Origin of the sequence: Acutalibacter sp. 1XD8-36 (genome assembly GCF_009917525.1) — a bacterium.
Classification (GTDB): domain Bacteria; phylum Bacillota; class Clostridia; order Oscillospirales; family Acutalibacteraceae; genus Acutalibacter.
On sequence record NZ_QZDU01000009.1, the window covers coordinates 110,940 to 135,498 of the forward strand.

Genomic DNA, 24,559 nt, shown 5'->3' on the forward strand with positions numbered 1-24,559 from the left:
TTTCGACGAGCTTAGTATGAACCTCGAATTCACGAGGTAATTATAGCATACTTTTTTAAAAATATCAAGAGCCTCTTTTACTCCCCCGCATAAGGGGGCCACCCCATCTTCTTCCCGCCAAGCAGGTGGAAGTGCAGGTGCTGTACGCTCTGCATCCCGTCCTCGCCGCAGTTATTGACTATGCGGAAGCCCTTCTCAAGGCCCAGCTCAACTGAGAGCTTTGCGGCTACCTCAAATATATGGGCGATAACGGCGCTGTTTTCAGTGGTGATGTCGGCTGCCGAGGGGATATGCTCCTTCGGTATTATCAGCACATGGGTGGGGGCCTGGGGGTCCAGGTCCCTGAAGGCCAGCACGGTGCCGTCCTCGTATACCTTCGTGCTGGGTATCTCCCCGGCGGCTATCTTACAGAATATGCAGTCCATAGCTCATCCTCCTATCTGCTCACGGACAAGGCCCGGCACTGCCGCCAGCGCCTCGTCCAGCTTTGTCTGGTCCTTTGCCCCCGCCATTGCAAAGTCCGGCTTGCCGCCGCCGTTGCCGCCGGTGAGCTGGGCCACGGACTTTACCAGGAGCCCGGCCTTCAGGCCCTTCTCCTGGGCGGGCTTATTGCAGGCCGCGGCTAAGGTGGCCTTGCCCCCGCTTACCCCGGCGAACACCGCCGCCACAGGCTCATTGGCCTCCTTTGCCTTGTCACAGAGGGCCCTCAAAGCGTCCGGCCCGGTGCCGGAGAGGAGGGCGAAGACCACCTTTATCCCCTCCACGTCCTGGGCGTCCCGGAACACACCCTCCAGGTTCATGGAGGCTATCCTGGCGTTGAGGCTCTCTATCTGCCTGTCCTTCTCCTTGAGCTCAGCCATCACCTGCCTGGCGCGCCCGGGGAGCTCTGCCGGGTTCATCACCTTCATAAGCCTTGAGGCCTCGTTCATGGCGTCTATGGCCTTAGTGAGCTCAGCCAGCACGTTCCTGCCGGTGACGGCCTCAATACGGCGCACCCCCGCGGCGACTGAGGACTCGGAGACTATCTTGAAGAGCCCCAGCTTTGCGGTATTGTCCATATGGGTGCCGCCGCAGAGCTCCATTGAGAAGCCGTCGGTGACGGAGACCACCCTTACCACGTCCCCGTACTTCTCCCCGAACAGGGCCATTGCCCCCAGCTTCCTGGCCTCCTCAATGGGCATTTCCCTGGTCTCCACGGGCACGGCCTTCAGCACCTCAAGGTTTACAAGGCGCTCCACCTTTGTGAGCTCCTCGGGGGTCACGGCTGAGAAGTGGGTGAAGTCAAAGCGCACCCTGTCGCCGTTTACCAGCTGTCCCGCCTGCTCCACGTGCTCCCCAAGGACCTTTCTTAAGGCCGCCTGTAAAAGGTGGGCGGCGGTGTGGTTGCGCATTATGTCGGCCCTCAGCCCCGGGTCTATCACGGCGCTGACGCTGTCCCCAACATTCAGGGTCCCCTCGCCCACCACAGCCCTGTGGAGGAAGACCCCCTCGTGCCGGGTCACGTCCACCACGTCCACGGTGACGCCCTCGGCCTCAAGGGTGCCCGCGTCCGCGGCCTGCCCGCCGCTCTCCCCGTAGAAGGGGGTGCGGTCCAGCACCACCGACACCTCGGCGCCGCTCCCGGCGCTCTCCACCCGACTGCCGTTCTCGATTATAGCCAGCACCTTCGCGGTAGAGGTGAGCTCCCTATACCCCAGAAACTCCGTCTGGGGCAGGCCGGACACAGCGCCGCCCTCGCCCTTCCAGGCGTCGGCCCCGGCGTCCTTCCTGGCGGAGCGGGCGCGCTCCTTCTGCTGGCGCATAAGCTCCAGGAAGCGGGCCTCGTCCACCTCCATGCCCCGCTCGGCAAGTATCTCCTTTGTCAGGTCCAGGGGGAAGCCGAAGGTGTCGTTGAGGGTGAAGGCGCTCTCCCCGGAGAATACCTTCGAGTCCGCCTTGTCTATAAACTCGCTGAGCATTGCCATGCCCTGGTCGATGGTGCGGTTGAAGCTCTCCTCCTCGTGGGCAATCACCTTCTTAATGGTGCCCTGCTTCTCCCGAAGCTCGGGATAGGCCCCGCCGTTCTCCTGCACCACGGTGTCGACGAGCTCACAGAGGAAGGCCCCCCGGGCCCCCAGGAGCCGCCCGTGCCTTGCGGCCCGGCGAAGGAGCCTTCTGAGCACATAGCCCCGGCCCTCGTTAGAGGGCAGCACGCCGTCGCCTATCATAAACACGGTGGAACGGATATGGTCGGTGATTATCCGCAGGGAGATGTCCGTCTTCTTGTCCGCGCCATACTCTACACCGGTGAGCTCGCTTATCTTCCTCATGATGTTCTGAATGGTGTCCACCAAAAACAGGTTGTCCACCCCCTGCATAACGCAGGCCAGGCGCTCCATACCCAGGCCGGTGTCTATATTCTCCCGGCCAAGGGGTGTGTAGTTGCCCTTGCCGTCGTTGTTGAACTGGGTGAACACCAGGTTCCACACCTCCACGTACCTGTCGCACTCGCAGCCCACGTCGCAGTCGGGTTTGCCGCAGCTGTGCTCGGGGCCCCGGTCAAAGTATATCTCTGAGCAGGGGCCGCAGGGGCCGCTGCCGTGCTCCCAGAAGTTGTCCTCCTTGCCCATGCGGCGCATATGGCTCTCAGGCACGCCCACATCCTTGGTCCAGATATCCCAGGCGACGTCGTCCTCCTGGTATACGGTAACAAAGAGCTTTTCCTCGGGTATCTCCAGTACCTTGGTAAAGAACTCCCAGGCCCAGGGAATGGCCTCTTTCTTGAAGTAGTCGTTAAAGCTGAAGTTCCCCAGCATCTCGAAGAAGGTGCCGTGCCGGTCGTCGATGCCCACGCTTTCTATGTCCGGGGTGCGTATGCACTTCTGGCAGGTGGTCACCCGCAGCCTGGGCGGGGTGGACTCGCCGGTGAAGAACTTCTTCATGGGCGCCATGCCGGAGTTTATCAGCAGAAGGCTGTTGTCCCCCTGGGGTATCAGGGAGAAGCTGGGGAGCCTTAGATGCCCCTTTGACTCAAAGAAGCGAAGATAGCTCTCTCTGAGCTCGTTCAGTCCTGTCCATTTCATATTTATCTCTCCTTAATAATAATTTGCATAAAAATAAAAGCAGGCCTATCCGAAACCCATATGGGACGGATAAGCCCGCGGTACCACCCAAATTGTGCCGACTTAGCCGCCAGGCTAACGTCGTCACCAGCTCAAGTCCCGCTAACGCCGGGGATACGCCGCTGCTCCTCGCAGCGGAACGCCGGGGCCATAGGTAACCTGGCCCCCCTGAAGTTGGCCCGCTCCCCTGCCCCTGACGGCTCGCACCACCCGCCGCCTCTCTTTGAAGGTGTCTCGGGGAACGTCTGCTCCACGCTGTTATTCTTATTCTGCTGGGCTACAGTATAACCTATTCCGGGAGGTTTGTCAACTGTTTAACTAATAGTTATAGTTAATATAATAATATTCACGGCAAAGTGAAACCCCCGGAGAATGCAGTCTTCGGGGGTTTTCCTTGGGTGCTTGCATGAAAAACATAATCACAGCAATAGTATAGCACACTTAGAGGAGAATTGCAAGGCCATCCCGCGGGAAAATTCGGAAACGCGGCTATTCCCCCATCAGCCCCTCGCCGATTTTCTTAAACACCTCCCCGGCGCTGCCGCTGTCCGCCGCGCCCTCCCTGAGCACGGTGATACAGTACCTGGGCCCGGAGCTGTCGCCGACGAAGCCGCAGTACCAGAAGTTCAGAAGCTCATGCCCGTCCTCATATACGCCGGTCTGGGCGGTGCCGGTCTTTATGCCGCTTACACAGTTATCGGGGGCGGCTTTTGTGCCGGTGCCGTCCTTGGCGGCGGCTGTCAGGTACTGCTGCAAAAGCTTCGCGGTGCGGGAGCTCATTGCGGTCCGGGACACCTGGGAGACAGGGCTTGCCTCTGTGAGCTTCCTGTCCCCGCTGACCGTGCCCGCTATGAGCTTTGGGGAGCGGTACTCCCCGCCGGAGGCTATGGCGTTTATTACCCCGCACATCTGCAGGGGCGTAACCGTCAGGTCCCCCTGGCCGAAGGAGAAGTTTGCCAGGGCCCGGAAGTTCTGCAGGCCGGTTATATCCGGCAGGCTGCCCTCTGAGCTGAACAGCCCCCTGCCGAACTCCTGGCCCTCTCCCAGGCCCAGGTCATAGGCCATGCTCAGCACAGGCTGTCCCCCCAGGGCCCGGGCGGTGCTGATAAAATAGCCGTTGCAGGACTTTGATATGGCCCCCTGCAAATCTATCCTGCCGTGGGGCAGGCCGTCGTAGCAGTGGAACATTAGCCCCCCGGCGTTTATGGAGCCGGTGCAGTCAAAGGTCCTCAGCACGGAGCCCTCCTCCAGGGCCGCGGCGGCAGTCACAAGCTTAAAGACGGAGCCGGGGGCATAGGCGCTGAAGGCCCGGTTGAGCAGGGGGGAGGCGGGGTCCCTTGCGGCCTCGTCTATTTTGTCCTGCCGGAACCCCGGCAGGCTCACAAGGGCGCGTATCTCGCAGTTTGGCACCTCTGTGACCACCACTGCGCCCTTCCCCAGGCCCTCTGAGGCCTGCTCGCACAAAAGCTGTATATCCCGGTCTATAGTGACGGCCACGCCCCCGGCGGTGTATTCCAGGCTGTTTTCGGTAAGGCGCTCGGCCCCGGCGATGGCCCTGCCCAGGGCGTCCACCTGGTAGTACACGGTGAGCTGCCCGCTGTAAAGGGACAAGGCGTCGTCCATACAGAGCTCCACCCCCGAGGCCCCCCGGCCCATTCCGTCCAGGTACCCTATTACATGGGGGCAGAGCTGGCTCTCCGAGTACCTTTTGGGCACGGGGAAGCAGTCTATGCACTGGTGCTCTATGGGCTTTTCCAGCTCCAGGGTGAAGGGCTTGCCGTCCTCAAGGGCCAGGGCCAGGCGGTCCCGGATACGCCCGTAGGTGGCGGTCTCAATGGCCCCTATAGACTCTATGGTGGGGGCAACGGCGGCGGCCCACCGGCTGGTGGTGCCGGTGAGGGGGCGCAGGCGGCAGTCGTAGATGGTCCCCCGGGAGCCTGCAACGTCCAGGCGGTAGAGGCTCTGCCTGCCTGCCGCCGCAACATACTCAGCCTTTCCTGACACATGGGCAATGGTGTGCCCCCCGAAGGCCAGCAGCATTATAAGGGCCAGCAGGGTGAGATAGGCCCGAAGCCTTATGGGGGAGCGGTCTTTCCTTTTTTTCACGGTATCACCTCGGGGTCAGTATATGTAAAAATCCCCCGGGAATACGTATTTTCCGGGGATTTTGTGGAAGCTTATACCGAAGGAAAGGGGGTAAAAGGGTATGGACAAAAAGTGGAGGTACTCTATAACCGGGGGCCTTGCAGGGCTTGCAAACGGGCTGTTCGGCTCGGGGGGAGGGCTCTTTCTCGTGCCCATGCTCACCCGCTGGACGGATATGCCCGAGCGCAAGGCCTTCGCCACGTCCGTGGGGGTGGTGCTGCCCCTGTCGGTGATATCCGCGGGGGTGTACTTCTTAAACGGCGCTGTGGACCTCTCCCTAGGGTGGCCCTATATTATAGGCGGGGCAATAGGCGGGCTGCTCTCCGGCAGGGTGTTTAAAAAGGTGCCGGTGAAGTGGCTGAGAAGGGGCTTCGGGGCGCTGATGGTATACTGCGGGGCAAAGGCGGTGCTGGGGCTGTGAGCATAGCTATAGGCGTGATTATAGGGGCCCTTACAGGGGTGCTCTCGGGCTTCGGCGTGGGGGGCGGCACGCTCCTGCTGTTGTGGATGACGGCAGTGCAGGGGATGGGGCAGGCCCAGGCGGGCGGGGTAAACCTGCTGTACTTTATCGCCTGCGCCCTCCCTGCCAGCATTGGGCACATAAAAAACGGCCTCATTGAGAAGAAGGCCGTTTTCTGGTGCGTGATTCTGGGGGCTCCGGCCTGTATAGCCGGGGCATTTTTGGCGGCGGGGATGGACACGGAGCTCCTTAAAAGGCTCTTTGGCGGGTTCATCCTGGCTATAGGCCTAAGGGAGCTCTTTTATAGTAAAAAACCTCAGCCCCGGTAGAGCCGGTCGGCAAGGATGGTGCTCACAAGGGTGGACAGGCCGTCGAACACAAAGCCCACCCCCACGAACCGTATAAGCGCCTCCAGCGTCCCGAAGGGGTTTAGCACCATCACCGCCCCGAACACCGAGAGGACCAGAGCGGAGATAAAGGGCCCCCACCATTTTTCAAAGCCCAGGGCCTTCATGTCCAGGGCCCGCTTTATGGCGGACACGCTGTCCACCAGGATATAAATTCCCAGCGCCGCCGGGATTATGGACACGATAAACCTTGGGGACACCAGCAGAAATGCCCCAAGGGCTACCAGGGCCGCGCCGATAAAAAGCTCAAAGCGCCGCCCGTACTCCATGCCGGACCTCCTGTAGGCCATTATCCTGGAAATGCCGTACCAGAGGGTTACGGCCCCGATGAGAAAGCAGGCCCAGCGGATGGCCTTGCCCGGGGCGGCTATGAGCACCAGGCCCAGCAGGGTGTACAGCACGGAGGTGGAGATAAAGCTGTTGCGGATACCTTTTAACATAAGACCACTCCTTCAGACTTCTACTCTAATAATAATTCCAAAGCTGTAAAAAAACCCTTTGTTTCTATTAAGGATTTCTTACAGCTCCAGCCCCCGCATCATGATATACTCGTTGTGAAGGCTGCCGTCCTTGAAACGGTACGCGTCCGGGCGCACGCCAACTATCCTGAAGCCCATCTTCTCATAGAGGGCCCGGGCCCTTGCGTTCCCCTCTACAAACTCAAGCTCCAGCTGGGTCACATCCTCCCAGCCCCTTGCTATCTCTGTCATCTCCCGGAACATAGCCGTGCCTATCCCCTGGCCCCAGAACTCCTTTAAAAGGGCGATGGCGATGAAGGAGCGGTGGCGCACCTTCATCATGGGGTTGCGGTGGACACTGCAATTTCCGGCTATTTTGCCGTCAACCTCGCACACCAGCACGGCGGCGTTTTCGTCGGAGTTATTGTCCTCTATCCACTTGGCCTCGCCCTCGGGGGTGTATTTTGCGCACTCCTCGGGGTAGCGCATTATAAAGTCAGACTCCCCCGCCGAGCGCACAAGGTAGTCTAATAGGCCGGGGATATCCCCCTCCCGGGGGTTTCTAAGGACAGCCCTTCTGCCGTCCTTCAGCGTAAAGCTTACCTCTCTTGTAAGCATTATTTGTCCTCCTCCCTTATCTGCACCCGGCGTATTTTCCCGCTGATGGTCTTCGGCAGGTCCTCCCTAAACTCCACTATCCGGGGGTACTTATAGGGTGCGGTGTGCTTCTTCACATAGGTCTGTATCTCCTTCTTGAGCCCGTCAGTGCCCTCCGTGCCCCTTGTCAGCACTATGGTGGCCTTTACTACCTGGCCCCGGATGGGGTCGGGCGCGGCGGTGACGGCGCACTCCAATACATAGGGCAGCTCCATTATCACGCTCTCTATCTCAAAGGGCCCGATACGGTAGCCAGAGGACTTTATAACGTCGTCGGTGCGGCCCACGTACCAGAAGTAGCCGTCCTCGTCCCGCCAGGCGGTGTCCCCGGTGTGGTACATGCCGTGGTGCCAGGACTCATTGGTCTGCTCCTCGTTTTGGTAGTAGCCGAGGAACAGGCCGCAGGGGGCCTTTTTGTCCGTGCGCACAACTATCTCCCCGGTCTCCCCCACAGGGGCCGTGGTGCCGTCCGGGAGCACGATGTCCACGTCGTAGAGGGGGCTGGGCACGCCCATGGAGCCCACCCTCGGGATGGTGCCCACCGGGTTATATATAACGCAGGTGGTCTCCGTCTGGCCGTAGCCCTCCATGAGCATAAGGCCGGTGGCCCGCTTCCACTGCTCGTATACCTCGGGGTTTAGCGCCTCCCCCGCGGTGGTGGAGTACTCAATGCCGGAGAGGTCGTACTTACTGAGGTCCTCCTTTATGAAGAACCTGTACATGGTGGGCGGGGCACAGAAGGTGGTTATCTTATATTTTGCAAACATGGGCAGGATGTCGTGTGCGTCGAACTTGTCAAAGTCATAGGTGAAGATTGCCGCCTCGCACATCCACTGACCGTAGTATTTCCCCCACATGGCCTTGCCCCAGCCGGTGTCGGAGATGGTGAAGTGCAGGCCGTCGGGGTTCACGTTGTGCCAGTACCTTGCGGTTATATAGTGCCCCAGGGCGTATTTATAGCTGTGCACGGCTATTTTGGGATAGCCCGTGGTCCCCGAGGTGAAGTACATGAGCATGGGGTCGCTGCCCGAGGGGGAGTCGGGCCTTCTGTCGTACACATCTGAGAAGGCCCCCACTTCTTTATCAAAGTCGTGCCAACCTAAACGGTTCTCCCCCACCATTATCCTGACCTCCACCTGGGGGCAGCCGGCGGCGGCCCGGTCGGCCTCGTCGGCGGTCTCTCCGTCTGAGGTGCAGAGTATGGCCTTTACCCCCGCGGCCCTGAAGCGGTAGTCGAAGTCGTGCTCCGTCAAAAGGTGGGTGGCGGGGATTATCACCGCGCCCAGCTTGTGCAGGGCTGTTATCACGTACCAGAACTGGTAGTGGCGCTTCAATACCACCAGCACCCGGTCCCCTCTCTTTATGCCCAGGCTCTCGAAATAGTTTGCCGCCTGATTCGAGAGCCTGCTGATATCCGAGAAGGTGAAGCGGCGCTCCTGCTTTTCATGGTCCAGGTGGAGCATGGCAAGGCGCTGGGGCTCCCTTCTGGCTATCTCGTCCACCACGTCGAAGGCAAAGTTGAAGTTCTCCTCGTTCTTGAACTCTATGCCCCCCAGAATGCCGTTTTCGTCAAGGGTGGTGGTGATAAAGGGGTCTATAACGCTCTCCCTGTGCTTCCGGGCCAGCCTGCGGTCTATAAGGGTCTGGAAGCGGTCGGCCTCGGGTGGCATATCCTCGCTCCCCTTCATCACCATGGCGTATAGCTGGCAGTCCTCCCCGCCGGTGGCAATCATGCCGTGGGGGGTGCCGGAGTTGTAGTAGATGGAGTCCCCCTCGTTTAAGACCTCGATATGGCTGCCTATCTGGGCCTTCATGGAGCCCTTCACAACTATGTCGAACTCCTGGCCCGCGTGGCTTGCAAGCTTTATGGCAACGTGCTGCTCGGCCTCACTGTATGGCATGGTGACAAAGAAGGGCTCGGCGGTCTTGTTCTTAAAGAGCGGGGCAAGGTTCAGGTATTTGAAGCCGTGGCGGCGGGTGATGGGCAGGCCGTCCCCGTGGCGCACGATGGTGTAGCTGGAGAGGGTGGGGCTTACCCCCCGTATCAAATCGGTGGGGTCCACGCCGAAGCGCTTGGCGCATTTATAGATGAAGGTGAAGCTGAAATCCTGCTCCCCCTCCTCACAGCGGGTGTACTCCTCAGGGCTCACGCCTGTGCAGCGGGCCATCTCCTCCTGGGAGAGGCCGGCTATCTCCCTCATGGTGCGTATGCGCAGGGCGGCCTCCTTCAGCTGGGCTTTCAAATCTGTTTTTTCCATTGGGAATCCCCCTAGTTAAGTAATTGGTGTATATTCTATTTTGCACATTCTTTGGGATAAAAAAACCGTCCCATAGGAATAAACCTATGAGACGGATATGCTCCGCGGTACCACTCATATTGCGAAACTTACCTTTAGGTAAAGTCTTCGCCACTCTTCAAAATGTCAGGCTCCATCAAGCCCCTGCTCTAACGCGGCGTACACGGAAGGCGTCTACTACCATAAGCTTATGGATTCGGGCCCCCGGCTCGGAAGGGATAAGCGCTTCGGGGGCGTCACGCCGGCTTGCAGCAGCCGCCGGCTCTCTGTGGAGACGGACCCCGGGCTATCTTCGTCATGGCCTTTAAGAATATGCGGTTTTAAAGTAAATTTTAACTATTATACCCCAGTTTAAAGGGAATGTCAATATGCTTCAGGGAAAAATTTCCCTTTTCTGCCTGCGCTCCTGCCGCCGGGACTTTCCAAGGGCCCGGCTGGGCTGGCCGAACTTCCGGCGGGCGCGGCCGCTCTTTACGCTGCGCTCGGACTCCCCCTCAAGCTGCATATAGCTCTCCAGGCGCGCCGGGTCCAGCTCCCCCCTCTCTATGGCGGCCCTGACGGCGCAGCCGGGCTCGCTCTCGTGCTTACAGTCGGAGAAGCGGCATTTCCCCAGGAACTTTTCAACGTCCGGGAAGGCGGTGGAGAGGCCCTCGCCCGCGTCCCACATGCCAAGCTCCCTCATGCCGGGGGTGTCTATCACCAGCACGCCGCTTTTAAGGAGCAGGAGCTGCCGGTGGGTGGTGGTGTGCCGCCCGGCGGAGTCATACTCCCTAATGCCCCCCACGGACATTATCTCCTCTCCCGAGACGGCGTTTATAAGGCTGGACTTGCCCACCCCCGAGCTGCCCAGGAAGGCGGCTGTGATTCCCGGCCTGAGATAGGGCGCAAGCTGGTCCATGCCCTCCCCGGTTTTGGAGCTCAGGGCGAATACCGGGGCCTCCCCGGAGATACTCCGGGCGGCTTTGAGCATTTCGCCGTGGTCCCCGGGAAGGTCCGCCTTTGTAAGGAGCACTATGGGGGAGGCCCCGCTGTTCCATCCAAGGGTGAGGTAGCGCTCCAGGCGCTTGAGGTTAAAATTCTCGTTCAGGGACTGTACGGCGAAGACCAGGTCCATATTTGCCGCCACAGCCTGCTCGGTGCCGTGCCAGCCGTCCAGCCGGGAAAAGAAGCTTTTGCGGGGGAGCGTGCGCACTATCTGCCAGTCGCCGGGGGCGGGCAGGGCCAGCACATAGTCCCCGGCTGTGGGGAACTCCTGGCCCCCATCGTAGATGTACTCCTTTGTTTTGAGAACGGCGTGCTTTTGGCCCTCGGGCGTAATAAGCTGCCAGCGGCCCTTAAATACCGCCGTGACCCTGGCGGGCAGGGCCGGGCCCTCCTTTGGGATTAGGTCTTCGGGAAAGCCGTAGGTTTTTATATCTGTCATCTCTTACCTCCTGATAAAATGGGCTTGTGTATGGGCTTGCGTTAAAAATCCACATAAAACATCTCTCCTTTCAAAATAAAAGACCGGCCCCCAAAAACAGGAGACCGGTCCTACCGTTTTTTACTTTACTCGAAAGCATGGCAAGCGGCGGGTGCTCTGTCTGTTGGGTAAGTATATGGATACATGTCCGCTCACCGCCTTTCTTGCTTTCTTATCAGTTATATTAGCATATATAAGCCCTTATGTCAAGTGTGTCAGGGAAAAACTTACATGCACACCTCGTCCCGGCGTACTGTCCCCAGATATACCGGGCCCTCTGCCGAAAGTATCTCCCTTATCCGCCCCCGAAGCTGCAGGGGCACTATGGGCAGGCTTTCCGCCTCCTCCGGCGTGACCCACAGGCTGCCGGTCTGCTGGAAGTCTGTCTCAGTTTTCTCCCCCACGGCATGGGATGTAACCCGCGCCAGGAAGATGTGCAGGGTGCGGTGGCAGTATTCCGGGTATCTCCGGCGCATGTCCGGGTCGGTGAATATCTCCTCGCACAGGGCCGCGAACCGCACCGGCTCCACTATGAGGCCGGTCTCCTCCAAAACCTCCCGGATTACCGCCTCCTCCATGGCCTCGTACACATGCTGCCCGCCCCCGGGCAGGTCGAAGTATTCCTCGCCGGAGCCCGTTTTACAGCGGTTGAGAAGGAGCCTGCCGTCTTTCAGTATAAGGGCCTTCGCGGAGTTTCTAATATTCGCCATACGCGCCCCCTCACGCCTCCTTCTTTTTCTTCGCCTTCATTATGAGCAGCCGCACAAGGCCCACTGCGAATATCACCGCTCCCGCGCCTGTGCCCAGGAAGATATACTTATAGTGCTCCCAATATATGGTGTCCCAGATAAGCTTCTGGGCGGCGTCCTTGTGCTCGTCGCAGTATGCGGCATAGAATTTGTCGTAGCTCTTTGTGACCGGGGTATCGTACTCCTTCCACTCCTTCTTGGTCTCAACCTTTATCTTGTCCCCCTCGGGCACCAGGTAGGTGTTCTCCTCCCGCCTTACGCTCTTTTCGGAGCTCTGGTATGTATGGGAGCGGGCGCCGGGGAAGTTGGGGTTATAGGGTATGGTCATGTCGTTCCAGGGTATAAAGTCGAACTTCCAGGAGGATTCGTTAGTGCAGTTCTCGTAGTCACAGTCCCTTGTAATGCTCGTTGATACCGCCTTCACCGACCGCTCCATCCAGTCGTCGAAGTAATTCATGTCCATGAACAAAAAGGGTAAGGAGATGAGAAGCAGGAAGCCGCCCACCATCAGGAACATGATGGGATGGAAAAGACAGCCTAAACAGCATGTCTTTTTAGAAGAAGTTCCGCCGTCCTCTTTCTGGGGGCTGGGGGCTTCGGGCTGATTCATAACAGTCGCGCTCCTTTCTGCTTGATATTTTATATATTTTTTAAAAATATAAATAATATAAATATTAAATATTGCTAGGCTTTTTCAGCTATGCTGAAAATCAAATTTCTCGTGTCCCCCCACCCAAGGCACGGGTCCGTAATGGACTTGCCGTATGTGCGCTCCCCTTCAATGGGCTGGCAGCCCTCCTCAAGGTAGCTCTCTATCATCACGCCCTTCACAAGCCCCCGGAGCTCCGGGCTGTGGCCGCGGCTGTGGAGCACCTCGCTGACTATGCGTATCTGCTCCTTATACTTCTTGTTGGAGTTGGAGTGGTTCACGTCCACTATCACCCCGGGGTTTTGAAGGTCCCGCTCGCCGTAGAGCTCATAGAGGCGCATAAGGTCCTCAAAGTGGTAGTTTGGCACGCAGGTGCCGTATTTGTCAACGCCGCCCCTTAATATTGCATGGGCCAGGGGGTTGCCGGAGGTCTCCGCGTCCCAGCCCCTGTAGAGGAAATTATGGGCGCTCTGGGCGGCTTGGATGGAGTTGAGCATAACGGAGAGGTCGCCGCTGGTGGGGTTCTTCATGCCCACCGGGATGTCCATGCCGCTGGCGGTGAGCCTGTGCTGCTGGTTCTCCACCGAGCGTGCGCCAACGGCCTCGTAGCTCAGCACATCGTCAAGATAGCTCCTGTTCTCAGGGTACAGCATTTCGTCCGCGGCGGTGAGGCCGGTCTCCTCCATGACCCTGATGTGCATACGGCGTATGGCTATTATCCCCTCCAGCAGGTCAGGGGCCTTGTCCGGGGAGGGCTGGTGGAGCATGCCCTTATAGCCCTGCCCGGTGGTGCGGGGCTTATTTGTGTATACCCTGGGTATAATAAGCAGCCTGTCCTTCACGGCCTCGTTTACCTCCGCAAGCCTGTGGACGTACTCCAAAAGGGCGTCCTGGCTGTCGGCGGAGCAGGGGCCCACTATCACTATGAACTTGTCGGACCTGCCCTCAAATACCTCCCTTATCTCCCGGTCCCTCAAGGCCTTGCGCGCCAAGAGCTCCGGGGAGATTGGGTACTGGGCCTTCAAATCATTGGGCAGGGGGAGCTGGCGGTTTAGCTGCATGGACATTGGTATCACGCTTTCTGTATAAAAATCTTTATAAAAATCAGTTAATCAAGCTTTTACATATTTTTTAATAATGTTATTACGCAAAATACTCCACCCCGGACCTGAACAGCTTCTGGTCCTTATGCCCGGGCACATTCTTAAAGAGCCCGGGGGTCCAGCGCTCGTTATGGCCCATCTTGCCGAGGATACGCCCGTCGGGGCTGGTTATGCCCTCTATGCCGCAGACGGAGCCGTTGGGGTTCCAGAGGATATCCCCGCTCACAGCGCCCTCGGGGTCCACGTACTGGGTAGCTATCTGCCCGCCCTCTATCAGGGACCTCAGGGCCTCGTCACTGGCTACGAACCGGCCCTCGCCGTGGGAGATGGCGATGGTGTGCACGTCCCCGGCGCTGGTGCCCCTGAGCCATGGGGACTTGACGCTGGTGACCCTGGTGTATACAAGCCTTGAAGCGTGGCGGCCCAGGGAGTTGAAGGTGAGGGTGGGGGCGCTGGCGCTGGGCTCGGTAATGCGTCCGTAGGGCAGGAGGCCCAGCTTTATAAGGGCCTGGAAGCCGTTGCATATGCCCAGCATAAGGCCGTCCCTATTCTCCAGCATATCCATAACGGCCTGTGCTATTCTTGGGTTCCTGAAGGTGGTGGCGATGAACTTGCCGGAGCCCTCTGGCTCGTCGCCGCCGGAGAAGCCGCCGGGTATCATGATTATCTGGCTCTCCCTTATGGCCTGCTCCATCTCCCTTAAGGTATCCTCAATATGGGCGGGGGTCAGGTTGCGCACCACCAGTACATTTGCCTCGGCCCCGGCCCGCTCAAAGGCGCGGGCGGAGTCCACCTCGCTGTTGGTGCCGGGGAAGGCGGGGATAAACACCCTGGGCCTCGGGACCTTTATAACAGGGGAGGACTTGCCCCGCTGTGTATAGAGGGGGGTGTCGGCGGGCATGGGGGCCGGGGGGGCAAAGCTGGGGAATACCTTCTCGAGGGTGCCGGACCAGGCGGACACCAGCTCCTCCATGGGCACCTTTTCCCCGTCTATATGCACATTCTCCCCGCCGGTGGTGTGGCCCAAAAGTATGCCGCCCAAAAATTCCGCCTCGGGGGAGAGGGCGGCGACTATAGCGCCCTGCATGGGGGCGTAAAGGGTCTCGGGGGAGAGGCCGGGCTGGAACTTGAAGCCAAGCTTATTGCCCAGACACATGCGCATGGCGGCGGCGGCAGCGCCACCCTCCCGCACCACTGAGGCGGCGGTTATCTCCCCGCAGTCCATGGCGGCTAAAATACGGCGGTAGAGCTCCTTGAGCTTCACCCAGTGGGGCATGCCGCTGTCAGTCTGGGGTATTGGTATCAGGACCAGCTTTGTCCCCGGGTGCTTCACGCAGGCGGAGAGGGTGCGGCTGGCCTTTGTCATTGACAGGGCGAAGCTCACAAGGGTGGGGGGCACGTCCAGGTCCTCAAAGGAGCCGGACATGCTGTCCTTGCCGCCTATGGCCGGGAGCCCCATGCCAAGCTGGGCGGAGAGTGCGCCTAAAAGGGCCGCGGCGGGCTGGCCCCAGCGGGAGGGCACGTCGTGGAGCCGGGGGAAATACTCCTGGAAGGTGAGCCGGGCCTTTAATGGGTCCGCGCCCACGGCGGCGAGCTTTGAAAGGCTCTCTACCACCGCGTAGGCCGCGCCCATAAAGGGCGACCACCTGGAGACGGCGGGTATATAGCCGTAGCTCATGGCTGTGGCGTCGTCGGTCTCCCCAGAGAGCAGGGGCACCTTTGCCACCATGGCCTCTTCGGGGGTGAGCTGGTGGAGCCCGCCGAAGGGCATGAGCACTGTGCCCGCGCCTATCACCGAGTCAAAGCGCTCCACAAGACCCTTCTGGCTGCACACCTCAAGGCGGGCCATATTTGCCCGCAGGGCCTCTGTGCCGGACATGCCCTTTAAAGCCTTTGGCACCTCATTCATGGCGCAGGGGCCCTTTGGCGCGGTTATCAGAGCGCAGGCGTTCTGGGTCACGCCGTTGGTGTCTAAGAAGGCCCTTGAGAGGTCCACCACCCTGTCCCCCCGCCACTGCATCTTGAGCCGGGGGCTTTCGGTGACTACGGCGACGCTCTGGGCGTCAAGATTTTCCCTGTCGGCCAGGGCCCTGAACCTGTCCACGTCCTCAGGGGCCAGAACAACAGCCATGCGCTCCTGGGACTCGGAAATGGCAAGCTCCGTGCCGTCAAGGCCCTCATATTTCTTGGGCACGCTGTCCAAGTCTATCTCAAGGCCCGGGGCAAGCTCCCCTATAGCCACGCATACGCCCCCGGCCCCAAAGTCGTTGCAGCGCTTGATAAGCTTTGCCGCCTCACCGTTCCTGAAGAGCCGCTGTATCTTCCGCTCGGTGGGCGGGTTGCCCTTCTGCACCTGGGCCCCGCAGACCTCGACGGATTTCTCGGTATGAGCCATGCTGGAGCCTGTGGCCCCGCCAATGCCGTCCCGCCCGGTGGCCCCGCCCAGGAGCACCACAATGTCCCCGGGGGCTGGCTCCTCCCGGCGCACGTTCCCCTTGGGGGAGGCGCCCACCACCGCGCCTATCTCAAGCCTCTTTGCCACATAGCCGGGGTCATAGAGCTCTGTGACCTGCCCGGTGGCAAGGCCCACCTGGTTGCCGTAGCTGGAGTAACCGGCGGCGGCGCCTGTGGTTATCTTCCGGCTGGGAAGCTTGCCGTGAAGGGTCTTATTAAGGGGCACAGTGGGGTCCCCGGAGCCTGTGACGCGCATGGCCTGGTACACATACGCCCGCCCTGAAAGCGGGTCCCTAATGGCCCCGCCAAGGCAGGTGGCGGCCCCGCCGAAGGGCTCTATCTCCGTGGGGTGGTTATGGGTCTCGTTTTTAAACTGTATCAGCCAGGTCTCGGTCTCGCCGTCTATGGTTATGGGGGCCTCGATGGAGCAGGCGTTTATCTCGTCGCTGATGTCTAAGTCGGGCACGAGGCCCTTTTTCCTAAGGTACTTGCCGCCGATAGTCGCCATGTCCATCAGGGAGACAGGGCGGTCGGTCTCGCCGTAGAGCTCGTCCCTAAGGGCGAGATAGTCCCTGAGAGCACCCTCCACAGCCTCCTTTAAGGGGCCCTCCTCAATGTCAATACGGTTCAGGCGGGTGAGGAAGGTGGTGTGGCGGCAGTGGTCGCTCCAGTAGGTGTCGATTACCCGAAGCTCCGTCACGGAGGGGTCCCGGTGCTCCTGGTCCCTGAAGTAGTCCTGGCAGAAGATAAGGTCGTCTAAGGTCATGGCAAAGCCCATGGACTCAAAATACCTAGCCATCTCCTCCCTGTCCCAGGAGATAAAGCCGGATACCCTTGGAACGTCGGCGGGGGCCGGGGCGTTCAGCTCAAGGCTCTGGGGCTTGTCCATGGAAGCCTCCCTGGACTCCACCGGGTTTATAAGATAGGCCTTTACCCTCTGGAAATCCTCGTCGGATACGTCCCCCAAAAGACCTATTACCTTGGCTGTGACTACGGCGGGGCGCTCCCCCTGGGTAAGAAGCTGCACGCACTGGGCGGCGGAGTCCGCCCGCTGGTCGTACTGCCCGGGCAGGTACTCCATTGCAAAGGCCCGGCAGTCCGGGGCGTAGTCCTCGGGGTAGACATTGTCAAGGTTCGGCTCCGACAGGATGGTCTTGGACGCCAGCTCAAACTCCTCCGGGGTGAGGCCGTCCACGTCATAGCGGTTTAGAATGCGCACGCCGGTGAGGCCCTTTACCCCCAAAACGCCGCGCAGGTCCGACAGCATATGTCCGGCTTCTATGTCAAAGCCGGGCTTCTTCTCTACAAATACTCTGGTGACCAAGTTAAACCCTCCAAATTCAAAGAAACTTTTTGCCCATATTATACCATGGCCTTTGTGAAAAGTAAAGGAAAAGCCCCCGCTTATGCAGGGGCAGGGCTGTCATACGGAGGCCTTGCCGGAGAGTATATCCTTATAGTCGGCAAGATTGGCCTTTAAAAGGCCGGGGGTGTCAAGCCCATATGGGCATTTGGACTTACAGTGCCCGCACTCAAGGCAGTTCTCTATGTTCATCATCATCTTCTGGGACTCCTCGGTGAGCCAGCCCGCAGAGGGGCTGCGGCGTATAAGCTGGCTCATGCGGGCGCACTGGGGGATGTTTATCCCGGCGGGGCAGGGCAGGCAGTACCCGCAGGAGCGGCAGAAATTGCCCACAAGCTCCCGCCTGTCCTTTTCGATTACCGCCATTATCTCAGGGTCGTCCATGGTGGGCGGGCTCTGGATATAGCTCAGGAACTCGTCAAGCTCACTCTCCCGCTGGACGCCCCAGATGGGCAGGGCGTTGTCGAACTTATCCTGCCAGGCATAGGCCGCGGCGGAGTTGGTGATAAGCCCGCCGGAGAGCCCCTTCATGCTGATAAAGCCCATGTCCTGCTCCCGGCAGCGGTTCACAAGGGCTATGTCCCGCTGGCTTGCAAGATAGCAGAAGGGGAACTGCAGGGTGTCATACAGCCCGGACTCCACCGCCTCCTCTGCCACGTGGGGGCGGTGGTTGGTAATGCCGATAAAGCGTATTTTGCCCTGGGCCTTCGCCTCAAGCATGGCCTCGTAAAGGCCGGTGCCGTCCCCGGGCCTGGGGCAGAAGGCGGGGTTATGGAACTGGTAGATGTCTATGTAGTCTGTCTTCAAAAGCATAAGGCTTGTCTCAAGGTCCTTCCAGAAGCCCTCCACAGTGGTGGAAGGGGTCTTGGTGGCAATGAATATTTTCTCCCGCACGTCCGAAAGGGCGAGGCCCATCTTCTCCTCGCTGTCCGTATAGGAGCGGGCGGTGTCGAAAAAGTTTACCCCGGCGTCAAAGGCCTTGCGCAGGAGCTTCCCGGCGTATTCCGCGCTGACCCGCTGGATGGGCAGGGCTCCGAAGGCGTTCTTGCATACAGTTATGCCGGTGCGGCCCAGTGTTACGGTTTTCATTTGCAGTCCTCCTTTTTTGATTATCCTGACTCTATCATATAACATAGACCCGGCTCCAAGTCAAGGGCTGTAAAAAGTTTTTTTGAATAAAATGAGATATTCCGCCCCCCTAAATGGTATTATAGGTGAAAAGCTTTTCAGAAGGACGGCGGAAGGGGGCGCGAAATGACAGCGGAGGAATTTGCCGGGTATGCCAAGAGCTATGGCGACACAGTGTACCGGGTGGCGCTGAACTGCTGCAAAAACGCCGCGGATGCCGAGGACATCATGCAGACGGTGCTTTTGAAGCTCTACCGGGAGAAGACGGACTTTGAGAGCGAGGAGCACGTGAAACGCTGGCTTATCCGGGTGGCCGTGAACGAGGGCAGGAAGCTTAGAAGCTCCGGGTGGTTCAGAAAGCGCGTGCCCCTTGAGGAATACGCGGGGACGGTGGACTTTGAGAGCCCCGAGGAAAGCGAGCTCTTTATCATAGTCATGGCCCTGCCGGAGAAGTACCGGGTGCCGCTGTACCTCTACTACTACGAGGACTATACCGTAAAAGAGATAGCGGCCCTGTGTAAGCTCAAGGAGTCCACAGTACAGACCCGCCTACAGCGGGCCCGGGACAGGGTAAAAAAGGCGCTCACAAAGCAAGAGGAGGATTCATAATGGAAGAAAATTACAAGAAAATGTTTTCCAGGGTGAAAGCCTCCCCGGAAAAAATACAGGAGGTAATCGCAATGACAGAGAGCAGGAAGCCCAGGAAGATAGTGCGGAATTTACTGGTGACGGCGGCTATAATGGCCCTGGCGGTGCTCACGGCAATGGGGGCAAACGCCGCCTCGGGCGGGGAGCTGTTTACCTATGTTGTATCCTGCACCTTCAATGGTGAGGACATCGAAACAGTGGAGTACCATCTTGACAGCGGCGATGTAGTCAAGGGCGGACTTGGCAGCTATGTTATTACAGAGGGCGAGGACGGCAGGGCCGTGCTCACCTATACCGACAAAGACGGAAACGAGGTCTCCAAGGACATAGAGGCCTTCGGCTTTGAGGCGGAAGCGGCCAAGGCAGTCACTGAGTAAACAGCGGCAGGAGCGCCCGGCTTAAGGGCGTTGCCATAAGAAAACATGAGAAAACCCAGTAAAATCAATGTTTTTAAGGGCAGCGGAAAACGGGGCGGCGCAAACAAGTGAATAACAGCACAGAAAGCGGGCGATGTCGGCAAGACACCGCCCGTTTCTGCGCCCCGGCGAACGCCGCAGATTTTGAAAAAGTCTGCGGCGTTTTTTCATGTCCAGACACCGAAAGGAGCGGAGAACCATGCCAGTATTCCGCGTGGAGAGGAACAAGGGGTACACGGTCATGTCCAACTACCACTTGCGGGACAAGTCCCTGTCCCTGAAAGCCAAGGGCCTGCTTTCGCAGATTTTGTCACTCCCGGAAGATTGGGATTACACCCTGTCTGGCCTGTGCTATATCAACCGGGAGAGCAAGGACGCTATTCGTTCCGCCGTCAACGAATTGGAGCGGGCCGGGTACATCGAGCGCCACCAGACCACGGACGAGGGCGGCAAGTTCAGCAGCAACGAGTACATCATCCACGAACAGCCCACTTCTTTGCCGCCGTTGTTGGATAAACCGTTGTCGGAAAACCCGACAACGGAAAAACCGCCGTCGGGAAATCCAACGCAATTAAATAAAGATATACAAAGTAAAGACCCAAGAATTACAGACCTATCAATTACCCATTCCTTTCCCTCCCTTTCGCCCCCTCCCGCTGGGGCTGTTGCGGCTTCGCCGCCGGAAAGGAACGGAAGCGGCCACACAGAGTGCCGTTGAGATTTATCGGGAGATCATCAAGGAGAATATCGAGTACGACCACCTCCTGCACCACTCCAAGATCGACCCGGAGGAATTGGACGGCATCGTGGAATTGCTGGTGGAAACCGTCTGCACGGCCCGCAAGTCTATCCGGGTGGCCGGTGATGACTACCCCGCCGAGCTGGTAAAGGCCAAGCTGCTGAAACTCAACAGCGGCCATATTGAGTTCGTCATGGACTGTATGCGGGAGAACACCACGAAATCCCTCTCATTCATACATCAATATTACCTACAATAATGCTGATGTAATTCGTATATCTTTTGTTTTATTAGCTCCACAAGTTCTGGTGGTTCTAAGACAGTTGCGTTGTTTCCAAATGACAGGAAGTAATTGGCAACCCAATCCAAAGTTGCATGACGTATTTTCATGTCGATTATACCACCGCCTGTTGGGAATGTTTTTAATCCCCTTGCCAGTAAAAATTCAGTTTCGCAGCGTTTAACACCTATATCTGTTAGCTTAATTTTTATGTGGTAATCATTTCCGATTTCTAACCTTTCGAGATATTCTTGAATGGACGCTGGAACAGGAAATTTCCCTTTAGGATATGGTTTTTCCTCTATTATTTCCTTTATACGGTCAATACGGAACTCTCTGATTTGATTAGCAACGGTGCAATATGCAGGGCAATACCAAAGTCCATTCATAGCATATAGCCCAATCGGTATAATTGTGCGTATACTTTCAGAATGTGTTGATGAATACTGTATTGTTGCTGAATGGTGATTAACGACAATATGAAACATTGGTTTAAGTAGTGGTGAATCGTAATGCCTGTCTGGAATCCAAAATACTACACTATTTTGAATTTGTGTAATACTGCTTTGTATATCTAAGGGCAGACAGTTCAAAAATTTTTTCAAAACAGATATTGTTTCCTGTTCAAAAGGTAAATCGTGATAGAATTTCAAGGCTTGACAGGCAAAGAATATAGCTTTGGCTTCATTCTCTGAAAAAGTGATAGGCGGCAAAATGCGCTCTTTCAAGATGTGATACCCGCCAGCAGCACCGACTTCGGAATAAAGGGGGAATCCAGCCTGTTCTAATTCTTGCAAATCACGGAGTATTGTCCGCTTTGATACAGAAAATTCTTTTGCTAATTCGCCTACTGTAAAATCCTTTTTGGCATTTATCGTTATCATCATTTCAATAAGCCGTTCTGCTTTTGACATTTTTAAAAACTCCTTTCCGAATGGTGACAGCCGTTGTCACTATTCCATGATAGACTATCTATGTACCAAATGCAATATGATACTCAAACGAAAGGACAAGATGTTATGAATAAAAACGTGATTGAAATGGTTATTTTTCAGACAAACCAAGAAGTGATCGAGGAACATTTTTTACGAATGTATCACAAATTGAATGAGGTGCTTGAAAAAGATATTGCCGGATTTGTAAAACGGTCATTAACAAAGGATTTAAAGCAGGATAAATGGGTTGAAATGATTTGGTGGGCATCAATGGAGGCAGCACAGGGTGCTTTGGAAAAGTTGCCGCAGGTTACGGAATTTCAGGAGTATTGTTCCGCTTTAGCAGACGAGGGAACAATGATGTTCCATTTGGAGGAAATGGCATGACACCAAACGATATTCTTTCCTACTGCCAGTCTAATTTGAAAGATGTTGTATTGGTAGAAAGTTGGGGAGAACGAGGGATTTTTTATAATCCAAACGGAGTTTTGAAACGGGGAGTATATGTTTTAACTATTAAAGAAAAAGACGGTGATAATGATAAAGGCTCTATGTTGAACCGTGATAATGTATATCGTGTGAATGTCGGTTTAAGGAAACAGACCTTTATTAAAAAATTTGGGTATATTCCAGAGCGTCCGCCTGCTGGAAAAATCGTAAAAATGGATTATGATTTTACCGTTTTAGATACCATTATTCCCCACCCTGTCTACGCATGGATGAGCTGGGCATGTGTTTTAAATCCCTCTGATAAGACCTTTGAGGATTTCAAGGCAATGATACAAGAATGCAATCAAGACACGCTTGACCGAGGAAGAATATGCCGAGTTTTCCGAGCGAGTTTCTCTCTGCAAAATGAGCCAAGCCGAGTTTATCCGGCAAGCCCTCATTAAGTCAAGCATACACCCGGTCATTACCGTTTGCCTGTGCCTACCATGCCCCATAACAGATAGCCGATATTCCCGGCTTTCATTTCTTCCCAACACTCTACATAGGCATGGGCTTTGTGCATTTGGGGGCATTTGCCGTTGTCGTTTTCAAACGTCCATTCCCGCATAGCCGGGTCGGTGAAGCCTATTCGTTTGAGCCGTTCCACTTCCTCCCGGTGCTTGTATTCCCGGTGGCTGGCTTCCAGCGTTTCCCGGCGTTTTCTCTGGCAGTCACATTCTTTGGGGTGTCGGTCACGTCCGAAAAAGGTCTTGCCCTCCGGGAAGTAGGCTTCTTTGGGCTGGCGGCAGCTCCCGCAATATAAAAGCCCGTCCTCGCCCGTGTAGTCCTCCGGCTCTGCTTCCTGTGACGTGGCAAGCCGGAAAATGGCGTTATCGTAATCACTCATAAAATTTTCCTCCTTGTTCATGGTCTTTTACGCCCTGTTTACGGGGCGTTGTGTCTATGCGGTCAAAGGCTCTCGCCCTCCTTGTAGGAATAATCGGGGATTCCTTTCTTCCCCGTGCCTTTCCTGTCACGCCCCGCCCATATACGGATAGCGGCGGCATAGTTGATGTAGCTTTTCCCGTTGGCGGCTATATGCTGGCTTGGTGTCCGGGGAAATGTTCTCTGCAAAACTGCTCGCCTAACTGTTGCGCCCGGTCAACCGTCAAGCCGTTGTCGGGTGCGTCACGGGGGTCAAAACTGATAATGTAATGGTGGCTCTTTACGTCCTCCCGTTTCTGGTTTTTGCCGTATTTGAGATTGGAGCGCATACAGGCGATTGCAAAATCTTCATCACCGCAATTCAAAGAGGAAATGCGGTAATCGTCACGGAGAACAAGTCGCCCATTTTCATCAAGCGTGGGTTTCATGGTAAACTCGTCATGCTCAAAAGTTAGGTACTGTTCAGCCGCCCCGTAATCGGCATTTTTAGAGCTGATATGTTTGAATGTTGCCAACAGCTTCACCTACTTTCTGCAAGACTTCAAACTTCAAGGCGGCAAGCTCCGCTGTGGCGGCTCGTACCTCTTGGGAGAGGGCGTTATAGGGTGCGCCGTACTCGTTCAGACAGCGGGCAATCTGATTCAAGTTGCCGCCGATTTTCCCGTACTCGGCTGTGAGTTTCCCAACGGCAGAAAGTAATTCATCATTGACCGGGGAAAAGCTATTTCGCCGGGTGTATCGCCAACGCCCTCATGGAGAAAGAGGTTTCCGTGTGCATGACAAACTTTGCCCTTATCCTCAATGACCTTGCCGCCAGCTACAAGGACAGGAACGAATACATAGCCCGCCTTTGCAGCTTCCCTCTGCTTATCCTTGACGATTTCGGCATGGAGCGTGGCACAGAATACGGGCTTGAACAGGTTTACAACGTGATTGACAGCAGATACCGAAGCGGCAAGCCCTTAATCGTGACAACAAACTTGACGTTGGAGGAATTGCAGAACCCAGAGGACACCGCCCATGCCCGGATATATGACCGCCTTACGGAAATGTGTACCCCCGTCCGCATTACCGGGGAGAATTTCAGAAAAGCCAGAGCAAGGGAAAAAATGGAACAGCTTAAAAAGCTGCTGAACGGAAAGGAGATTTGCCTATGACCGACACGCCCAAGAAAAGCACCGCCACTACCGCCCGCCGCCCGGATTGCGTGACCGAGGTACGCCGGGGGAACACCGTCCTTGTGGTTTCCGGCTATTTCAAACAGGACACTACCGCCACCGCCACCGACAAGATGATGAAAGTGCTGGAAGCCGAAAGCGCAGCCGGACACAAGCCGATTTACAGCGCATGACAACCCGCAGATAAAAACCGTCATTTTGACGGGCGGTAAAGAAGCAAAAAAGACTGTACAGACAGCCGCCCCATGTGGTATGATAGATTTGCGGAATAGTGGGGCTGGCTGTCGGAAACGGAGGACATTATGCCAAGACAGACCACCCAAAAACTCATTACCGCCCTTTATCCGAGATTGTCGCACGAGGACACGCTTCAAGGCGAATCCAACTCCATAAGCAACCAGAAGCGGATTCTGGAAGCCTACGCAAAACAGAACGGCTTTTCCAACCTCAAATGGTACACGGACGACGGATTCTCCGGGGCAAATTTTGTTGAGGTAAGATAACGTAACCTTTTTTGCAGAGGGTGTTATCTTACCTCTTTTTGATGTATGTTAGA

At 56.9% G+C, this 24,559-nt stretch carries 20 protein-coding genes and 9 pseudogenes; 11 read left to right on the forward strand and 18 right to left on the reverse strand.

The window, feature by feature from the left end:
- Nucleotides 1-77 precede the first annotated feature (77 nt).
- The 4 genes from D5270_RS13355 to D5270_RS13370 all read right to left on the reverse strand — a co-directional run bounded on the left by D5270_RS13355 (nucleotide 78) and on the right by D5270_RS13370 (nucleotide 5,207).
- Nucleotides 78-425, reverse strand: a complete 348-nt coding sequence (locus D5270_RS13355) for a histidine triad nucleotide-binding protein (protein ID WP_166544569.1) — start codon at nucleotides 423-425, stop codon at nucleotides 78-80.
- A 3-nt stretch (nucleotides 426-428) separates the two neighbouring features.
- Nucleotides 429-3,062 (reverse strand): alanine--tRNA ligase, encoded by a 2,634-nt coding sequence (gene alaS, locus D5270_RS13360; RefSeq protein WP_166544570.1) that lies wholly within the window; start codon nucleotides 3,060-3,062, stop codon nucleotides 429-431.
- Nucleotides 3,063-3,193: 131 nt separating this feature from the next.
- Entirely contained in the window at nucleotides 3,194-3,355 is a 162-nt protein-coding gene (locus D5270_RS13365; RefSeq protein ID WP_166544571.1) for a hypothetical protein, read from the reverse strand.
- Between the two features lie 235 nt (nucleotides 3,356-3,590).
- On the reverse strand, nucleotides 3,591-5,207 hold the full coding sequence (locus D5270_RS13370; RefSeq protein ID WP_166544572.1) for a peptidoglycan D,D-transpeptidase FtsI family protein: 1,617 nt from the start codon (nucleotides 5,205-5,207) through the stop codon (nucleotides 3,591-3,593).
- A gap of 100 nt (nucleotides 5,208-5,307) precedes the next feature.
- Between D5270_RS13370 and D5270_RS13375 the strand changes: the two genes are divergently transcribed.
- Nucleotides 5,308-5,667, forward strand: a complete 360-nt coding sequence (locus D5270_RS13375; protein ID WP_166544573.1) for a sulfite exporter TauE/SafE family protein — start codon at nucleotides 5,308-5,310, stop codon at nucleotides 5,665-5,667.
- Nucleotides 5,664-6,035, forward strand: coding sequence for a TSUP family transporter (locus D5270_RS13380; protein ID WP_166544574.1), 372 nt, complete (start codon nucleotides 5,664-5,666; stop codon nucleotides 6,033-6,035). Before D5270_RS13375 ends, D5270_RS13380 begins: the two co-directional genes overlap by 4 nt.
- On the opposite strand, the gene D5270_RS13385 is transcribed toward D5270_RS13380, so the two are convergent.
- From D5270_RS13385 to D5270_RS13425, 9 genes are all read right to left on the reverse strand, one after another.
- Nucleotides 6,023-6,553: an HdeD family acid-resistance protein gene (locus tag D5270_RS13385; RefSeq protein ID WP_166544575.1), complete on the reverse strand. Its 531-nt coding sequence runs from the start codon at nucleotides 6,551-6,553 to the stop codon at nucleotides 6,023-6,025. The two genes, D5270_RS13380 and D5270_RS13385, sit on opposite strands and share 13 nt — an antisense overlap.
- Before the next feature lie 78 nt (nucleotides 6,554-6,631).
- Entirely contained in the window at nucleotides 6,632-7,189 is a 558-nt protein-coding gene (locus tag D5270_RS13390) for a GNAT family N-acetyltransferase (RefSeq protein WP_166544576.1), read from the reverse strand.
- Nucleotides 7,189-9,486 (reverse strand): AMP-binding protein, encoded by a 2,298-nt coding sequence (locus D5270_RS13395; RefSeq protein WP_166544577.1) that lies wholly within the window; start codon nucleotides 9,484-9,486, stop codon nucleotides 7,189-7,191. The genes D5270_RS13390 and D5270_RS13395 overlap by 1 nt, the downstream gene beginning before the upstream one ends.
- A 412-nt stretch (nucleotides 9,487-9,898) precedes the next feature.
- Nucleotides 9,899-10,948: a ribosome small subunit-dependent GTPase A gene (gene rsgA, locus D5270_RS13400; protein WP_166544578.1), complete on the reverse strand. Its 1,050-nt coding sequence runs from the start codon at nucleotides 10,946-10,948 to the stop codon at nucleotides 9,899-9,901.
- 266 nt (nucleotides 10,949-11,214) lie between these two features.
- Nucleotides 11,215-11,697 carry an NUDIX domain-containing protein gene (locus tag D5270_RS13405; protein WP_166544579.1) on the reverse strand — a complete coding sequence of 161 codons (483 nt, stop codon included), beginning with the start codon at nucleotides 11,695-11,697 and terminating at the stop codon, nucleotides 11,215-11,217.
- A gap of 10 nt (nucleotides 11,698-11,707) precedes the next feature.
- The gene (locus D5270_RS13410; protein ID WP_166544580.1) at nucleotides 11,708-12,346 is read right to left on the reverse strand and encodes a hypothetical protein; all 639 of its coding nucleotides are present in this window, start codon (nucleotides 12,344-12,346) and stop codon (nucleotides 11,708-11,710) included.
- Nucleotides 12,347-12,420: 74 nt separating this feature from the next.
- Nucleotides 12,421-13,452: a 3-deoxy-7-phosphoheptulonate synthase gene (locus D5270_RS13415; protein WP_166544581.1), complete on the reverse strand. Its 1,032-nt coding sequence runs from the start codon at nucleotides 13,450-13,452 to the stop codon at nucleotides 12,421-12,423.
- Between the two features lie 76 nt (nucleotides 13,453-13,528).
- Nucleotides 13,529-17,266, reverse strand: a complete 3,738-nt coding sequence (locus D5270_RS13420) for a phosphoribosylformylglycinamidine synthase (RefSeq protein ID WP_166544582.1) — start codon at nucleotides 17,264-17,266, stop codon at nucleotides 13,529-13,531.
- A gap of 99 nt (nucleotides 17,267-17,365) precedes the next feature.
- Nucleotides 17,366-18,394 carry an aldo/keto reductase gene (locus D5270_RS13425; protein WP_166544583.1) on the reverse strand — a complete coding sequence of 343 codons (1,029 nt, stop codon included), beginning with the start codon at nucleotides 18,392-18,394 and terminating at the stop codon, nucleotides 17,366-17,368.
- Between the two features lie 165 nt (nucleotides 18,395-18,559).
- Between D5270_RS13425 and D5270_RS13430 the strand changes: the two genes are divergently transcribed.
- The 3 genes and pseudogenes from D5270_RS13430 to D5270_RS13440 all read left to right on the forward strand — a co-directional run.
- Nucleotides 18,560-19,042 carry a sigma-70 family RNA polymerase sigma factor gene (locus D5270_RS13430; protein ID WP_166544584.1) on the forward strand — a complete coding sequence of 161 codons (483 nt, stop codon included), beginning with the start codon at nucleotides 18,560-18,562 and terminating at the stop codon, nucleotides 19,040-19,042.
- Nucleotides 19,042-19,458, forward strand: coding sequence for a hypothetical protein (locus D5270_RS13435; protein WP_166544585.1), 417 nt, complete (start codon nucleotides 19,042-19,044; stop codon nucleotides 19,456-19,458). Before D5270_RS13430 ends, D5270_RS13435 begins: the two co-directional genes overlap by 1 nt.
- A 238-nt stretch (nucleotides 19,459-19,696) precedes the next feature.
- Nucleotides 19,697-20,459 (forward strand): annotated as a pseudogene (locus D5270_RS13440) (DUF6017 domain-containing protein); the annotation flags it as partial.
- Nucleotides 20,460-20,482: 23 nt separating this feature from the next.
- On the opposite strand, the gene D5270_RS13445 reads toward D5270_RS13440, so the two are convergent.
- Nucleotides 20,483-21,430: a helix-turn-helix transcriptional regulator gene (locus D5270_RS13445; RefSeq protein WP_166544586.1), complete on the reverse strand. Its 948-nt coding sequence runs from the start codon at nucleotides 21,428-21,430 to the stop codon at nucleotides 20,483-20,485.
- A gap of 105 nt (nucleotides 21,431-21,535) precedes the next feature.
- Here D5270_RS13445 and D5270_RS13450 point away from each other — a divergent pair, with 105 nt between their 5' ends.
- The 3 genes and pseudogenes from D5270_RS13450 to D5270_RS17285 all read left to right on the forward strand — a co-directional run.
- The gene (locus tag D5270_RS13450; RefSeq protein WP_166544587.1) at nucleotides 21,536-21,838 is read left to right on the forward strand and encodes a hypothetical protein; all 303 of its coding nucleotides are present in this window, start codon (nucleotides 21,536-21,538) and stop codon (nucleotides 21,836-21,838) included.
- A pseudogene (locus tag D5270_RS13455) lies at nucleotides 21,835-22,194 on the forward strand (DUF6194 family protein); the annotation flags it as partial. The gene D5270_RS13450 and the pseudogene D5270_RS13455, both read left to right, overlap by 4 nt.
- A 61-nt stretch (nucleotides 22,195-22,255) precedes the next feature.
- Nucleotides 22,256-22,306 (forward strand): annotated as a pseudogene (locus tag D5270_RS17285) (plasmid mobilization protein); the annotation flags it as partial.
- A 64-nt stretch (nucleotides 22,307-22,370) separates the two neighbouring features.
- Here D5270_RS17285 and D5270_RS13465 read toward each other — a convergent pair.
- From D5270_RS13465 to D5270_RS13480, 4 pseudogenes are all read right to left on the reverse strand, one after another.
- Nucleotides 22,371-22,787: pseudogene (locus D5270_RS13465) on the reverse strand (ATP-binding protein); the annotation flags it as partial.
- Nucleotides 22,788-22,849: 62 nt separating this feature from the next.
- Nucleotides 22,850-22,987: pseudogene (locus D5270_RS16865) on the reverse strand (replication initiator protein A); the annotation flags it as partial.
- A pseudogene (locus D5270_RS13475) lies at nucleotides 22,978-23,340 on the reverse strand (relaxase/mobilization nuclease domain-containing protein); the annotation flags it as partial. The pseudogenes D5270_RS16865 and D5270_RS13475, both read right to left, overlap by 10 nt.
- Nucleotides 23,312-23,542: pseudogene (locus D5270_RS13480) on the reverse strand (plasmid mobilization protein); the annotation flags it as partial. The pseudogenes D5270_RS13480 and D5270_RS13475, both read right to left, overlap by 29 nt.
- Here D5270_RS13480 and D5270_RS13485 point away from each other — a divergent pair.
- The 3 genes and pseudogenes from D5270_RS13485 to D5270_RS13495 form a co-directional block, all read left to right on the forward strand.
- Nucleotides 23,539-23,982, forward strand: a pseudogene (locus D5270_RS13485) (ATP-binding protein); the annotation flags it as partial. The pseudogenes D5270_RS13480 and D5270_RS13485 sit on opposite strands and share 4 nt — an antisense overlap.
- Nucleotides 23,979-24,176, forward strand: a complete 198-nt coding sequence (locus tag D5270_RS13490; protein ID WP_166544588.1) for a transposon-encoded TnpW family protein — start codon at nucleotides 23,979-23,981, stop codon at nucleotides 24,174-24,176. The pseudogene D5270_RS13485 and the gene D5270_RS13490, both read left to right, overlap by 4 nt.
- Nucleotides 24,177-24,305: 129 nt before the next feature.
- Nucleotides 24,306-24,491, forward strand: a pseudogene (locus tag D5270_RS13495) (recombinase family protein); the annotation flags it as partial.
- Between the last annotated feature and the right edge of the window lie 68 nt (nucleotides 24,492-24,559).